This is a genomic window from Cytobacillus oceanisediminis (genome assembly GCF_022811925.1).
GTDB lineage: Bacteria > Bacillota > Bacilli > Bacillales > Cytobacillaceae > Cytobacillus > Cytobacillus oceanisediminis_D.
Genome location: NZ_CP065511.1, coordinates 2509660 through 2525525, shown reverse-complemented (window position 1 = coordinate 2525525; position 15866 = coordinate 2509660). Strand labels below are relative to the sequence as shown.

The window sequence follows — 15866 nt, the reverse complement described above, 5'->3', positions numbered from 1 at the left end:
TCAGGTTCTCCAAATAAACATTCTACCTAACATACTCAGGCCATTTCCTATAAATGGATCACTCAAAAGCAATACAGGCAATGATTTCTTCGTGTATAATAAGGGAAGTTTTCAATAATGGAAGCGGTTAATATTTTTGAAAAATAATTGGCAAAGGACTTATAAAATTCATGACAAAAAAGAAGATTGCCTGGATTACAGACAGCACTGCTTATATTTCTGAGGAGCTGCTCGAACATCCTGATGTTTACGTTGTGCCTCTATCAATTACATTCGGTGAGGAGTCATTTGAAGATGGTATTGATTTAAACACAGACCAGCTGTACAGCCGAATCCGGACAGAAAAAGAAGTGCCTAAAACTTCACAGCCATCTGCCGGGAGATTTGCTGAACTATTTGAATCATTGAAGATTGAATATGATGCTGCGGTTGCTGTACATGTTTCCAGCAAATTAAGCGGTACGATGAACAGCTGCCTGGCTGGATCAGAGCTGGCAGGGTTCCCTGTTTCGGCAGTTGATTCAAAATGCATGTCTTATGCCATTACGTCTTTACTGTATAAAGGATTAAAGCTTGCTGAGAATGATATGCCAGCACATAAGATTGCTGAAATCCTGCAAAGTGAGGCATATAAATCTGAGAATTATATTTTGCTTGGCAGCCTTGAGCAATTTTATAAAGGCGGCAGAATGTCAGGAACACAATATCTGCTGGGAAGCATATTAAAAATAAAGCCAATAATCCGCATTAACCGGGACGGTGAGTTTGAATTGTTTGATAAAGTCCGTTCGGATAAAAAAGCAATTAAAAGAATGATAGAATTGCTCGGGGATGCTTACGAAAACCACACCATTCCTCAGGTTCAAATCATGCATGGGAATGTGCGCGGCAAAGCGGAGGAACTGGCGGAGGAAATCAAATCGCACTTTCCCCGCCTCGATATATTCATTGGTGAAATAAGCTCAACTATTGCTGCCCATGCAGGTGAAGGAACGATTGCCATCATTTGGCAGAATGAAATGTAAAATAAAGCACTCTCCCTCAAGCAAAAGGGAAAGTGCTTTTCACTATTCAATCCATGTGTACATGTACTTTTCATCTTCTATTACCTTAGCTTTTTTCACCAATTTTAATGGCCTGAATGTATCAATCATAACCGCAAGTTCAAGTGTTTCCTTTTTGCCAATGCTTGCTTCTGTCTTCCCAGGGTGAGGGCCATGGGGAATCCCGCTTGGGTGAAGTGTGATGGAGCCTTCCCTTATACCCTTTCTGCTCATAAAGTTGCCTTCCACATAGTAAAGCAGTTCATCACTATTGACATTGCTATGATAGTATGGGGCAGGGATTGCATCTGGATGGTAATCATATAATCTAGGAACAAAAGAACACACAACAAAGTTATGCCCTTCAAATGTCTGATGAACTGGCGGAGGCTGATGGACCCTTCCTGTAATCGGTTCAAAGTCTTCAATATTAAATACCCACGGATAGAGATAGCCGTCCCAGCCTTCCACATCAAGCGGATGATGATTCAGGATATGAGAATGCAAATATCCCCTTGTTTTCGTAATAACTTCATGTTCCCCTTTTTGATCATATGTTTCCAAGGTCTCCGGTCCCCGAATATCTCTTTCACAGAATGGACTATGTTCGAGCAGCTGTCCATATTCATTCCGGTATCTTCTTGGTGTTGTAATTTGGCTGAAGGACTCCACCAGGAGCACTTTAGTCAATTGCTCTTTGTCCGGAATCACCCGGTAAATAGTGCCAATCGGAATAATGACATAGTCCCCCGGACGATAGGTTAATGTTCCGAACATGGTCTCAATTTTCCCTGTGCCATAGTGAATGTAGAGCATCTCATCGCCATCACCATTCCGGTAAAAGCTCTTCATCGGCTCTGTAATATTTATAGTGCCTATTAAAAGATCATCATTCCCAAGCAGATATTCCCTGGCTGAAAGTGCATTTCCTTTCTTTTCGATTTGATCTGTAAACAAATGGCGGTGTTTCAAGCTTTCCTGCTCCTCATACTCGGGAACATATTTTCCTATCAGCTCAGTACGTGCTACTTCTGTCGGCATATAGTGATGATAAAGAATGGATTGGGTACCGGAAAAACCTTTTGTCCCCATAACCTGTTCCCTGAATAGGGTTCCATCCGATTTTTTGAAAGTTGTATGCCGTTTGTGCGGGACTCTTCCCATTTGGCGATAAAACATGGTTCCACCTCACTCGTTTGCAATTCGATTTTTTAAGACTCCAAGACTTGCAATCTCAAGCTCCACTTCATCTCCTTGTTCAAGCCAGCGGTGCACATCTGTGCCCAGCTCAAGGATGCAGCCGCTGCCAACAGTCCCAGATCCTATCATTTCACCAGGGCAAAGGGTTACACCGTCAGAAGCCCGCTCTATCATTTCGTAAAAAGAATAGTAGATATCCTGCATATTCCCTTCTGATAGAAGAGTTCCGTTTACTTTTGCTGTCATCAGCAAATCATAGCCATTTTCAACACGGAAATCCTCAAGCTCATCTTTTGTAACGATGTATGGCCCGGTAGAAGTGGCAAAATCCTTCCCTTTTGCAGGGCCAAGACCTACCTTCATTTCTTTGCGCTGAATGTCTCTTGCACTCCAGTCATTTAAGATGCAATACCCGAAAATATAATCATCCGCTTCAGAAGCTATGATATCCCTTCCTTCTTTTCCAATGATACAGCCAATTTCGAGCTCATAATCAAGCCATTCGCACTCGCTGGGGCGTGAAATTTCTTCATTCGGCCCCTTGATGCTTAAATGATTTGAGAAATAAAAAACTGGTATGTCATACCATTCGGGTATCATATCAAGTCCTCGGTTGGCTCTTGCCGTTTTTACGTGTTCCTCGAAAGCATAGAAATCCCGGAAGCTTTTTGGATTTGGAAGTGGAGCTTTTAAAGTGACTTCTGATAAAGGATATACCCCTCTATCAGTGTTCTTCAGCTTTTTGCTGGAAGATAAGTATTCCATAAAAAATTCATGATTCTCCAGGAATGCCAGCATTGTTTTGGGAAGAACGCCATTGGTCGCTTCATGCATATCAACGGCATACTCCTCATTCTTAAGCCAGCCAGCTCTTATGGATCCATCTGATTTTTGAAAGGTTATGAATTTCATAGCATCACCTTGGGTCTGTTTTTCTGATTAATTCAAATACATCCGTCATCGGCCTGGTATATATATGTCCTGCCATCCGGCCAACTGGCTTCAGTTTCTCAGAATTAATCCTTCCATTTTCATATAGTTCTTCAGCAACATGCACATGCTCCACTTTTCCAATCACCAGGCTTCCTGAACCAGGTTGTTCTCCAAAATGAAGTACCTGATGGAGACTGCATTCCAAGTGGACTTTTGATTCTTTCACCCGAGGAGGATTCACAGCGGCACTTTTTTCTTTAGTTAGCCCAGCGGCGACTAGTTCGTCTGTACCAGCCGGATAATCCGCTGCACAAATATTCATCTTTTCAGTAAAGTCTTCACTGACGATGTTAATAACGAATTCCTTTGTCGCTTCGATATTGGCAAGCGTGTCTTTCTTAGAGCCATCCGTCCCTTTTCGCATCGGTGAAAAGCAAATCAGCATCGGATCCGCACAAATGGCAGTAAAAAAGCTAAATGGAGCTGCATTTACATTTCCATCCGCATCCATTGTGGTAACAAACGCAATGGGACGCGGCAGGATAGAACCAACCAGCAGCTTATAAGCGTTATTCCATTCCAGACTGGCAGGATTTAAATCCATACACTTTACACCGCCTTTTCTTTTAGAAGTTTGTTTATCACATTCATGGCTGCTTCATTATCTTCCCTTGTACCTAAAGTCATCCGAAAAGAATCAAGATATCCCTCAAGCTTCATTTGCCGTACAACTAAGCCATTTGCAATCAAGTTTTCCGCTATAGGATACTGACTGAAAATATAAATAAAGTTGGTTTGGGATGGAAAAAAGCCGACGTGTAAATCATTTAACTTTTGGCTCACAAATTCCATCTCATTCGCATTTTTTTCAGCACATTCCCTTATAAAGCCTTGATCATGTAATGCTGCTGCAGCTGCTGCCTGTGCCAGATGATTGACATTAAAAACATCTTTTACCTTATGAAGTTCATTCACTATCTCAGAATCCATGATTCCATAGCCGACACGGAGTCCGGCGAGACCATAAATTTTAGAAAAAGTCCTCAGAATGATCAAGTTCGGCTTCTTTTCCAAAAGTGAAATAGAGTCAAGGTAATCTGCAGATTGCACATATTCATAGTAAGCTTCATCTAGAATAATCAAGATATTCGAAGGAACTTTTTCGATGAATTGCAGAAGTTCTGTTTTACCGACTATGGTTCCTGTAGGATTGTTAGGATTGCATATAAATACCATTTTTGTTTTTTTGTTAATCTGCGCATACATGGCATTTAGATTATGTGTGCCATTTTGCAGCGGGACAGTTATAGCACTGCCGCCTTCAATCAGGACGTTTGTTTCATATCTCGGAAAGGTAATCTGTGCCATAATAGCTTCGTCTCCATGACTTATGTATGCTCTAGTCAATAAGCGGATGATTTCTTCTGAACCATTGCTTACAATAAATTTATCTTCACGTATATTATAGAACCCGGCCAGTTTGCGCTTGAGCAGGGAAACAGTTCCGTCCGGATAAAAATAAAGACTGTTCATTGCTTTGCTGATGCTGTTCTTTACTTCTGGTGAACAGCCATACACATTTTCATTATCAGACATTTTCCGGACAGCCATTAAATTGAACTTTTCTTTGATCTCTTCCGGCGAGCTGCCAAGCGGATAAGAAACAATCTTCTCCACTGCGCTTTTTGTCTGGATTCTGACCATCTGCGTTGCCTCCTTCTTTAATTATTATTAAAAAAGGGAGAAATAATCTCCCTTTTAGGCTAAAAAATTATAAATTTCCGCGTCTCTCCTGCTCGCGTTCAATTGATTCGAAAAGTGCTTTAAAGTTGCCTTCACCAAATCCTCTGGCACCTTTACGCTGAATGACTTCGATGAAAAGGGTCGGGCGGTCAACTATTGGCTTCGTGAAGATTTGAAGCAAATACCCTTCGTCGTCGCGGTCAACGAGTATATTCAATTCTTTCAATTTGTCAATCTCTTCATCAATCTTTCCTACGCGTTCAGAAAGCATTTCATAGTAAGAATCAGGTGTGCTTAAAAACTCCACCCCATTTTTGCGAAGGATGCTGACAGTACTGACAATATCCTCTGTCAGGATCGCCAGATGCTGCACACCAGGCCCGTTGTAGTACTCAAGGTATTCCTCAATCTGGGATTTGCGTTTCCCTTCTGCAGGCTCATTAATCGGGAACTTTATCCTGCCGCCATTATGCATAACCTTGGACATCAGTGCGGAATATTCTGTTGTAATGTCTTTATCTGTAAAGTGCTTCATTTCCTTAAAGCCCATTACATTTGCATAATAATTCACCCATTCCTCCATTCTCTCTACATTTCCAACAACATGGTCGATTCCGATAAAACCGGCATCTTCAAATGGAACTTCAGTTTGATAAGGCTCAAAGCCAGGCATGAATACGCCTTTATAGTTATTGCGTTCGACAAGTGTGTGAATTGTATCTCCATATGTACCAATAACTGCTTTTTTTACTGTGCCATGTGCATCCTTTATCTCAAAAGGGGGCTGTATTTCAATTGCGCCTCTTTCGACTGCAGCATTGTAGGCCGTTTCAACATTATCGACGGCTAAAGCAATATCTTTTACGCCATCCCCATGCTTTTTAATGAAATTCGATACTCTGGAACTGTCATTTAAAGTTCCGGTGATCACGAGGCGGATCTTTCTTTGCTGAAGAACATAAGACACCGTTTCCCTATTGCCTGTTTCCAGACCAGAATAAGCAACTGGCTTAAAGCCGAAAGCCGTGCAGAAATAATGGCAGGACTGTTTCGCATTCCCTGAGTAGATTTCTAAATAATCTACCTCTTTAACAGGAAAGAAATCGGCTTTATTTTGTTCCCTTAACATTTTTTCATCTTGCATGCTAACCCCTCCATTTTAAATATTAGTAATATTTTGAATTTATCATATACGAAACTTGCAAACGTTCTCAAGAGTTCAAGTTAAAGCTATAATGCACTTCTGCATTAAAGGAAGTTACACTTTTAACTTTTGCTCATTTTTGCTTTTTGGGGGGATGTGAATAGCCTGATTCCTTAAAGCTTCAACAGCTTCCAGTAAGCCTTCATTTACACTGGGATGAGGATAGTTAGGGAAAATTAGATCTTCATCCCTGGCTGCCATTTCCAATGCAGTAATGCCGGCTGAAATTAGCTCTATTGCCCCAGTGCCTACCATGTGGATTCCCAGAAGAACTTGTTTTTCCTTGCAGCTGATCACTTTTATAAATCCTTCTTTTTTTCCGGTCAGAGTGCTAAATCCGTTGGCGGACAATGAAAATTGGCCAATTTCAATATCGTTGCCCATGTTTATTGCTTCCTTTTCCGTTAACCCGGCACTCGCAATTGGAGGCTGTGTATGAGCTACAATCGGAATGAAATGGAAATCTGATTGAGATTGAATCCCTGCAATCGCTTCTGCAGCTGTTTTTCCTTGTTTAATTGCTTTTACAGCAAGTGCCGGACCTTCTGTTACATCACCCACAGCGAAGATATGATTCTGTGTTGTCCTGCTTTGAGCATCCACCTTTATAAACCCCGCAGCACATTGTTCAACCCCTATTCGGGGTAGTCCCAGCTGAATGGTGTTTGGTCTAAGGGCAGTTGAAACAAATAAATGTGTGCCTGAAATTGTTTCTATTTTTCCCTTCAATTCAAAAGTTACTGTAAACATGTCTTCCTTATGCTGTAATTCCAATACATCCGAATTTCTTACAATGTCTATTTTTTTCTTTTTTAAAATCCTCTTCAGTTCCTGGCAAATGGATTGATCGAAATCAAAATCCTCTTTCCCTTCATCAAGGATCATAGTCACTTTAGATCCCAGCGTCTGAAAAGCCATACCAATTTCAAGCGCAATATAGTCACTGCCATAGATTAATAGTTTATCGGGTATTTCACTCAAATCTGAAATGGAATGCTGATCTAATACCATTTCACTTAACTCTCTGGTCCAAGGTGGTTTTTCAGGTGTTCCGCCGGTCGCAATGATTGCATTCCTGAATCTGAAAACATCAAATTTGTCTCCTTTTTCGATGCCAACCTTATCCTCAGACAGAAAAAAAGCTGAACCATTAAGTATTTCAATTTTATTGGCTTGACAGAGCGCTTCAACTCCTGCTCGTAGCTGTTCAATTTTCTTCTGTTTGTATTGCTGAAGCTTGCTTAAATTAAACGATATATCTCCTCCTTCCAGCCCCCAATTTTCCCCCTCTTGAAATGAAGTGAATTTTTCTGCAGACTGTGTAAGGATCTTTGAAGGTATGCAGCCTTTATTTAAACAAATCCCGCCAAGCTGCTCCTGTTCAACCAAGGTAACACTGCTTCCGAGCTGTGCAGCACGGATCGCAGCATGATATCCTCCAGGGCCGCCGCCGATAATGATGACATCGCGCTCATGTGCCAGTTCTCCAACTACCATTTATACCATCTCCAGAACAAGCAATTTCGGATTTTTAATCAATTCAGCAAACCGGTTTGTAAAGCGTACAGCTGTCGCCCCGTCTGCAACCCTATGATCAAAAGACATAGATATATTCATCATTGACCGGATCACAATCTGGTCATCATCTGTGACAACAGGCATCTTTTTTGTTTTATGAAAAGATACCAGTGCGGTTTGCGGATGCTGAATAATCGGGGTCGCTCCAAAGCTTCCGCCAAGCGGTCCCACATTGCTGATCGTAAATGTCCCGCCAGAAATTTCTTTTACAGACAGCTTATTTTCCACCGCTTTTTCCGTGAGCTGTTTCATTTCTGCATGAATTTCTCTGATTGTTTTATTCTCAACATGGTTAATGACCGGAACGATGAGCCCCTCAGCCGTATCAACCGCAACACCGAGATGGTGTTCACTGGCCAAATGTATTTCTTCCTTTTCTTCATGCAGGACTGCATTGAACACAGGAAATTCTTTCAGGCAAATGGACAATCCCTTCAGGAAAAAGGCTGTTGCAGATATATTTTGGTTTAGAATTTTAAGTTCTTTTCTGAAAGTGATCAGCTCGGTTACATCGATTTCTTCAAAATGGGTACAATGCGGAATAGTATAGAGGGATTGTGCCATTTTCCTGGCAATCTGTTTCCTTCTGCCCCTAAATGGAATGATTCCTTTCTCACCAGGAAGGCTTACTAAAGTATCCATTGAAACCTCTATCTCCTGTTCAGCTGGGTCAGGTTTACTCTGTACGGATGCTAAGTATCGATAGATGTCTTCATCCAAAATACGGCCGGCAGGACCTGACCCAGTAATATTCTCAATGTCTATCGAATTTTCCCGTGCTATTTTTCTCGTAAATGGAGAAGCAAGCACCCGTTTTCCTTTGAATGCCGTAAAAGATTTCAATGGCTCCTGCGGCTTATGAGAGTTCGCAGTATGAGAAGTGACCTTCACTTTCTCATTCCCATCAAGTCCCGCAGCCTCTAAAATTAATATGGTCGTCCCCACTGTAACCGTATCGCCAGGCTCCACTTTAAATTCCTTAATAATTCCCGCTCTGGGAGCAGGTATTTCAGCAGTCATTTTATCAGTCTGTACTTCCACTAACGGATCATCGGCTTTGACTGCATCCCCTGGTTTGACTAAAAAGCAATTGATATCTGCTTCTGTCATGCCTTCTCCAATATCGTGAAGTTTCACTTCCACGGCTTCTCCTCCTAAAACTTCATAACTTTTTCTATTGCTTGCTGGATCCTTGCCGGAGTTGGCAGGTAATGGTCCTCAAAACCGAAATATGGCACTGGTGCATCAAATCCAGTAACCCGTTCAACTGGTGCTTTCTGATATAAAAACGATGTATCATTAATGATGGCAAGCACATCATTTCCTACTCCACCGGTAGCATGAGCTTCATGGACAATGACTGTTCTCCCTGTCTTTTGGACAGATTCTGCGATCATATCTTTATCCAGAGGGAAAAGGGTTCTTAAATCAATCACATCACAATGAGTGTTCTTTTCTTTCATCAGCTTTGCCGCTTCCATAGCCTCAGGCACCATTGCTCCCCACGTAATGACCGTCACATCATCACCCTCCATGAGCTTTTTGCCTTTTCCAATTTCAATGCTATACTTCCCTTCAGGAACTTCCTCCCTGGCCGAACGATAGCAGCGCATCGGCTCAAGAAACAGAACCGGATCCGGGTCTTCAATGGCAGCAATCAGCAGTCCTTTCGCGTCATAAGGACTGGATGGGCAGACTACTTTAATTCCAGGCATATGAGTAAAAATGGCTTCCGTTGAATCACAGTGAATTTCCGGAGCCCTTACACCTGCACCATATGGAGCCCTTATAACCATCGGAACAGTAAAATGTCCCATAGTCCTCATTCGGATCCTCGAAGCATGAGTCATGATTTGTTCATATGCAGGATAGATAAAACCCAGAAACTGAATTTCGATTACCGGTAAAAATCCATTTACAGCCATGCCAATTCCCGCTCCGACAAAACCCGCTTCACTTAAAGGAGTATCAATAACACGGCCTTCGCCATACTTAGCCTGGAGACCATCAGTTGCACGAAAAACACCACCGTTCTTTCCGATATCTTCTCCTAGCAGCAAAACCTCTTCCTTTTCATTCAGCATGGTATCTAGTGCATCGGTAATGGCTTGAACCAATGTCATGGTTTTTGCTTCAACTGCCGTTTTCATTATCGGCCACCTCCCATCAGCTTCAGGTACTCTTCTTTCTGCTGCCTGATTTGCCATGTAGGCTCTGCAAAGACATGGTCAAAAATAACTGCTGGATCGGCAGGAGGAAAATTCTCCATTTCGGCTATAGCCTTATCTATTTCAGCAGCTGCTTTCTCTTCAGTGGTCTGCACCCATTTCTCATCGAATCTCCCCATATTTTTCATCCAGCGCTCAAGCCTTAAAATGGGGTCAGTCTCCTGTCTTCTATTGTTGCTTTCCGATTGATCGCGGTACTTAGATGGATCATCTGCAGTGGTATGAGCCCCATATCTCCACGTTACTGCTTCGATTAGTGTCGGCCCTTCACCTTTACGTGCCCTTTCTAATGCATTTAAGGTTTCAAAATAAACCACGAAAACATCATTCCCATCGATTCTGACTCCCGGAATATCATAAGCCAGGGCTTTTTGGGCGATTGTTTTTGTGTTCATCTGCTTGTCAAAAGGAACAGATATGGCGTATTGATTGTTCTGATTAAAGAAGACAACCGGCGCTTTAAAAATGCTGGCGAAATTCAACCCTTCATGAAAATCTCCTTCGGAAGTCGCACCGTCTCCAAAATAAGCAATAGCGGCATTTGCTGTGCCTTTTTTCCTTTCTGCGAAAGCAGCTCCTGCCGCATGAGGGATTTGTGTTGCAATCGGGATGGCCGGAGGAAAAATATTCTTTCCGTCAGGCGGCACACACCCTTCATTTCTTCCGTTCCAAAACAACAGGATATTTCGCAATGAGTGGCCAAATGTCATAGCTGCTCCGTGGTCGCGATAGGTAGGAAACATCCAATCATTCTCCCTTAATGCAGCAGCAGTTCCGACCTGGGAAGCCTCCTGTCCTTCATAAGGTGCATATGTGCCTATCCTGCCCTGACGCTGAAGTGAAATAGCCTTGCGGTCAAAAATACGAATTCTTACCATATGTCTATAAAACTCTTTTACAAGTTTTTCAGTTATTTTTTCTTCATAATCGGAATTGATAATTTTTCCATTTTCGTCCATTATCCGCCTGATCGGAAAGTGATTTTCCATCTTCTCACCCTTTGGCTATTTAATTATTTTCAGCACTTTTATACGGTATATATATTGTTATCCAAGCAAAAAAATTAAGTTCTTACTGCCCACTTCGGGCGTTTCATATGGGAGAAAAAGCTATTTCTGCGTGTGCGCGCTTCAATGCGGCTCTCGCAGAATTGGTTGGATGCTTCCACCGTTGTTATTCCATTTGCTTCAGCATGTTCGTAGATGTTCAGAAGAGAGTTATAAATAGCTTTTGTTTTGCGGAGTACCCTTTCTTTATTAGGTGTATATAATTCGTCTGCGACCTGGATTAATCCCCCTGCATTCACAATATAATCGGGAGCGTATAAGATGCCCTTATCTTTAAGGATTTGACCATGTCGCATATCCATAAGCTGGTTATTGGCAGAACCTACGATTGCTTTTACTTTAAGCAGGCCGATTGTGTCATCATTAATGACTCCGCCCATTGCACATGGAACAAAAAAGTCTGCCTGAGCCGCATATATTTCATTGCTGGATAGTACCTTCACCCCGGCACCAATTTCTTTCGCTTTGCTGAGAAGCTGGTCGATTGCCTGCCGGCTGATATCTGTCACAAATAAATCTGCCCCTTCCTCCAGCAGTCTTTCTGCCACTTTATATCCAACTTTGCCAAGTCCCTGAATGGCATAACTTTTGCCTGAAAGGTCGTCTGTTCCATTCAGTGCTTTATTTGTTGCCTGAAGGCCATAAATAACACCCTGTGCGGTTGGTACCGAAGAATCGCCGCTTCCTCCATAAACCTCATCAACTCCTACAATGCAATTCGTTTCCTTCAGGGCATGAACAAAATCTTCTGTAGAAGTACCCATGTCTGTTCCTGTGTAGAATCGCCCGTTCAATGATTCAACAAATTGGCCAAAAGCGCGGAATAGTTCGGGTGTTTTATCTTTTAATGGATCCCCGATAATTACAGCCTTCCCGCCTCCGAAGTCACAATCGGCTGCTGCACATTTATAGGTCATGCCTTTTGATAATCGGAGGACATCTTCAAGGGCATCATCGACACTGTTGTATGGAAACATACGGCAGCCTCCCAAAGCCGGACCCAATCTAGTGCTGTGGATTGCAATGATTGCCTTTAAACCGGTAGATTCATCGTTGCAGAAAACGACTTGTTCATGATCTTTAATTTTTTGAAACATATCTGTCATTTCATTCTCCCCTTTATATATGATAGCGCTTACAATAAGATTAAATTAAAATGCCTTTTTTTATTTAGGCTAAGATACTTCTATTCTTTTATTCTCTCTTTAACAATTCTGCAATCCTGCTTTTCTTCAGAATCACCTGTTTGACTTCACCTTCGCCAGCAAGTATTTTTCCATTATGGACGGTTACAGTTGAGTAAACTGAATTTCCGTCCAGCTTGGATACGGTAGCTGTTATGATAATGGATGATCCTTCAGGTGAAGGGGATAAATGCCTGGCTGTAACAGCTCCCCCCATCCCTTCTTCTTCCTCATCCAAGTAGGGGATGATCAGCAGGCGGGATGCCCATTCCATGTGATAGATCATCGTTACGGTTGAATAGGCAGGATGAATGACCTCCCCTTCAAACTGTGCGAACATCTCAGGGGAAACCACTGCATGGACAACTGCCTGGTTCCCAATTTGCAGCCCAGGTTTCATACCATCCCTCCCTGTTATTCATAAAATATGTATGACGTTTATTTAACGATATGATACCATTACGTTAAATAAATAGTCAATAAATTGTAAAAACTTTAAAAATTCTTTTGATTCTCTGCCATGCAAAAAGGATTAACCAGCAAAATTGGCTAATCCTTTTTATTATTCTAAGAAAGCAAAGCACGATCACTTGCCATTTTTGTTCCGCGAATCCGCTGAAATTCGTTTAGAAGCTGTTCAATTGTCAGATGCTGTTTCTGTCCATCATCTACTTCAAGAATAATCTGGCCTTTATCCATCATAATCAGCCTATTTCCTAAATCCAGCGCCTGCTGCATATTATGAGTGACCATTAAAGTGGTTAAATTGTACTTTTCAACAATTTCCTTTGTCAGATTTGTTATAAGCTCTGCGCGAGCCGGATCAAGAGCAGCGGTATGTTCATCGAGCAAAAGAATGGATGGCTCTGTGAAGGTAGCCATTAATAATGAAAGTGCCTGCCGTTCTCCTCCTGATAATAAACCAACCTTTGCATTTAAACGGTCTTCAAGGCCAAGATGGAGGGTTTCAAGAACTTCACGAAAATAGTCTTTGCGCTTTTTCGTAACTCCTTTTCTTAATGTTCTTGTTTTATTCCTTGAATACGCCATGGAGAGATTTTCTTCAATTGTCATGGACGGAGCGGTACCGGCCATCGGATCCTGAAAAACCCGGCCTATGAGCTTTGCCCGTTTATATTCAGACATGCCCGTGACATTTAGGCCATCGATATAAACGGACCCGACATCAGGAATCATGACACCGGAGATAATATTCATTAAAGTGGACTTCCCTGCCCCATTACTTCCGATAACAGTGACAAAGTCCCCCTCATTCAATGTGAGATTGATCGTATCCAGTGCAATCTTTTCATCTGGAGTACCTTCATTGAAGACTTTATGAATCTGATTTAATTGCAGCACCAGTCTCACCCTTTCCGCCTGATGGCAATTCACTTATGTTCATGCTTCCTGCCAGTCTTTTGGCTTTCCGTTTCTTCTCCTTCGTGCGGTCAATAATCTTGGGCATTATTAAAGCAAGGATTACAATAGTTGCTGTAATCAGCTTCATATCACCAGGTTCCAGGAACTCTACTCTCAGCGCCATGGTAACTACGATGCGGTAGATAATCGCTCCGCCAATAACCGCGAGAGTAGTTCTGGCAATGGTTTTTGTGCCAAATAATGCTTCACCGATGATGACTGAAGCCAGCCCGATGATAATCATTCCGATACCCATACCAACATCGGCGAATCCTCCTTGCTGTGCAATCAATGCTCCGGAGAAAGCAACCATTGCATTGGAAAGGCCAAGCCCCAAAATCACCATCATGTTGGTGTTGGCAGAAAGACTGCGGATCATCCTCTTGTTGTCGCCTGTAGCCCTTAAAGCTAATCCAATCTCAGTCTGAAGAAACCGATCTGTCAAGAATTTTATGGCCAATGTTACAACTAACATAAAGAGGATAATGCCCCATGTTCTCGGGAGGCTGTCGCCAAGTCCCACCATGGTCAATATACCGTTGAAAAAAGGATCAATTCCTGTTTTATCCCAAAAATCCCTGACATGTGTAATAGCTGTTTCTGTGTTCAAGAGCGGAACATTTGATTTACCCATGATACGAAGGTTTATCGAATACAGAGCAATCATCATCAGGATTCCTGATAACAGAGCATTGATTTTTCCGAAAGTATGAATAATACCAGTAAGGCAGCCGGCTATAAAACCTGCAAATAAGGCAGTGATCGTAGCCAGAAAAGGATTAGCACCGCTGACAATCATGGTTGCAGCTACCGCCGCTCCAGTCACAAAACTTCCATCGACCGTTAAATCCGGAAAGTCCAGTACCCTGAACGATAAATATACTCCAAGTGCCATAATTGCGTAAATAATACCTGACTCGAACGCACCGAATATGGCTGTAAACACTAAGAATCACACCCTTTATTTAATTCTTTATAGCTAAGTTTATAAAGCAGCCGGCAGGATATTGGGCTTCCAGCCGGCGGATATTCTCATTTATTCTTCATGGAACTCTGCGAAATCTGCCCATTCTTCTTTTACTTCCAGTCCTTGTGCTTCAGCTGCTTTTTTATTGATAACCAGTTTAAGGCTTCCAGGAAGCTCAACCGGAATTTCAGATGGTTTTTTATTTCCTTTTAAGATCTCAGCGGCCATTGTGCCTGTCTGATAACCAAGATCAAAATAGTTGAAACCGCTGGCTGCTATAGCCCCGCGTTTCATGGAATCCAGTTCACCCACGAATAAAGGAATCTTTTTGCTGTCAGCGACAGAAATAACCGATTCAAGAGCCGACACAACCGTGTTATCTGTAGGGATATAAATGGCATCTACCCTTCCAACAAGAGAGTCGGCGGCCTGCTTAACTTCAGCAGAGGTTGAAACAGATGCTTCAACAATTTTTGCACCTTTTGGTTCAGCAAGTTCTTTTACCTGTTTAACCTGAACCTCGGAATTTTGCTCTCCAGAATTGTAAATGATGCCAATATTTTTAACACCTGCTTCATCAATCATAAAATCAATTGTTTTTGAAGTTCCTTCCGGGTGGTTATCAGTAGTACCTGTGATATTGTCTCCAGGCTGATCAAAGGATTCAACAAGGCCGGCTCCAATAGGGTCTGTAACAGATGTGAAGAGAATTGGAATGTCCTTCGTCGCATTTAGAGCACTCACGGCACTCGGAGTAGCATTTGCAAAAATCATATCCACTTTATCGCCGACAAAATTATTTGCGATCGACTGCGTATTATTCATATCCGCTTGAGCATTTTGGAAATCGAATTTTACATTATCGCCTTCTTTAAAGCCTTCATCCTCCAATGCTTTTTTAAATCCTTCTGTCGCAGCATCTAAAGATGGATGTTCTACAAATTGTGTGATGCCAATTGTGTATTGCTTCTTCTCATCTCCTTCTGAAGAAGAACCACTGGATTTTTCCTGTCCACAGCCGCTCAAAACAAGCATCCCTGCAGCCATTAACAAGGAAAGAGCTTTTAACGATTTTTTCATTATATGACCCCCTATTCAAATTTATTAACTATCAGCTTACTGATAGTTTAAACCTATTATGTATGCGCTTACATCTTGGAGTAGAAACTGTACGCAAAATGGTTTTCACCATTTATATGATATTTACTTTTAATATCGTAAATACAACGTTATATTATCACCCTAAGCATTGGAGTGTCAATAATATTCTAAAAATTTAATATATTTTAGCAAGTTA

Annotated in this window: 15 protein-coding genes; 1 reads left to right on the top strand and 14 read right to left on the bottom strand. The window is 41.9% G+C overall.

Going from position 1 to position 15866, the window contains the following annotated elements:
- The first annotated feature begins 170 nt into the window (after positions 1-170).
- Positions 171-1025 (top strand): DegV family protein, encoded by an 855-nt coding sequence (locus IRB79_RS12790; protein WP_243508862.1) that lies wholly within the window; start codon positions 171-173, stop codon positions 1023-1025.
- A 42-nt stretch (positions 1026-1067) separates the two neighbouring features.
- On the opposite strand, the gene IRB79_RS12785 is transcribed toward IRB79_RS12790, so the two are convergent.
- From IRB79_RS12785 to IRB79_RS12720, 14 genes are all read right to left on the bottom strand, one after another.
- Positions 1068-2222, bottom strand: coding sequence for a homogentisate 1,2-dioxygenase (locus tag IRB79_RS12785; RefSeq protein WP_243508860.1), 1155 nt, complete (start codon positions 2220-2222; stop codon positions 1068-1070).
- 9 nt (positions 2223-2231) lie between these two features.
- On the bottom strand, positions 2232-3155 hold the full coding sequence (locus tag IRB79_RS12780) for a fumarylacetoacetate hydrolase family protein (protein ID WP_243508858.1): 924 nt from the start codon (positions 3153-3155) through the stop codon (positions 2232-2234).
- 4 nt (positions 3156-3159) lie between these two features.
- Positions 3160-3780, bottom strand: coding sequence for a flavin reductase family protein (locus tag IRB79_RS12775; protein WP_243508856.1), 621 nt, complete (start codon positions 3778-3780; stop codon positions 3160-3162).
- A 5-nt stretch (positions 3781-3785) separates the two neighbouring features.
- On the bottom strand, positions 3786-4880 hold the full coding sequence (gene hisC, locus IRB79_RS12770; RefSeq protein ID WP_243508854.1) for a histidinol-phosphate transaminase: 1095 nt from the start codon (positions 4878-4880) through the stop codon (positions 3786-3788).
- Between the two features lie 67 nt (positions 4881-4947).
- Positions 4948-6063, bottom strand: coding sequence for a 4-hydroxyphenylpyruvate dioxygenase (gene hppD, locus IRB79_RS12765; protein WP_243508852.1), 1116 nt, complete (start codon positions 6061-6063; stop codon positions 4948-4950).
- Between the two features lie 114 nt (positions 6064-6177).
- The gene (lpdA, locus tag IRB79_RS12760) at positions 6178-7620 is read right to left on the bottom strand and encodes a dihydrolipoyl dehydrogenase (protein WP_243508850.1); all 1443 of its coding nucleotides are present in this window, start codon (positions 7618-7620) and stop codon (positions 6178-6180) included.
- Complete coding sequence (locus IRB79_RS12755) at positions 7621-8844, bottom strand: dihydrolipoamide acetyltransferase family protein (protein WP_243508848.1); 1224 nt, start codon at positions 8842-8844, stop codon at positions 7621-7623. It lies immediately after the preceding gene.
- 11 nt (positions 8845-8855) lie between these two features.
- Entirely contained in the window at positions 8856-9851 is a 996-nt protein-coding gene (locus IRB79_RS12750) for an alpha-ketoacid dehydrogenase subunit beta (RefSeq protein WP_243508846.1), read from the bottom strand.
- Complete coding sequence (gene pdhA, locus IRB79_RS12745; protein WP_243508844.1) at positions 9851-10918, bottom strand: pyruvate dehydrogenase (acetyl-transferring) E1 component subunit alpha; 1068 nt, start codon at positions 10916-10918, stop codon at positions 9851-9853. The genes IRB79_RS12750 and pdhA overlap by 1 nt, the downstream gene beginning before the upstream one ends.
- A gap of 74 nt (positions 10919-10992) precedes the next feature.
- On the bottom strand, positions 10993-12102 hold the full coding sequence (locus IRB79_RS12740) for a Leu/Phe/Val dehydrogenase (RefSeq protein WP_243508843.1): 1110 nt from the start codon (positions 12100-12102) through the stop codon (positions 10993-10995).
- 88 nt (positions 12103-12190) lie between these two features.
- The gene (locus tag IRB79_RS12735) at positions 12191-12580 is read right to left on the bottom strand and encodes a thioesterase family protein (protein ID WP_243508841.1); all 390 of its coding nucleotides are present in this window, start codon (positions 12578-12580) and stop codon (positions 12191-12193) included.
- Positions 12581-12747: 167 nt separating this feature from the next.
- A complete protein-coding gene (locus IRB79_RS12730; RefSeq protein ID WP_243508839.1) occupies positions 12748-13542 on the bottom strand; it encodes an ABC transporter ATP-binding protein in 795 nt (264 codons plus the stop codon).
- Positions 13517-14548, bottom strand: a complete 1032-nt coding sequence (locus IRB79_RS12725; RefSeq protein ID WP_243508837.1) for an ABC transporter permease — start codon at positions 14546-14548, stop codon at positions 13517-13519. The genes IRB79_RS12730 and IRB79_RS12725 overlap by 26 nt, the downstream gene beginning before the upstream one ends.
- A gap of 90 nt (positions 14549-14638) precedes the next feature.
- Positions 14639-15649, bottom strand: coding sequence for an ABC transporter substrate-binding protein (locus IRB79_RS12720; RefSeq protein ID WP_243508835.1), 1011 nt, complete (start codon positions 15647-15649; stop codon positions 14639-14641).
- Between the last annotated feature and the right edge of the window lie 217 nt (positions 15650-15866).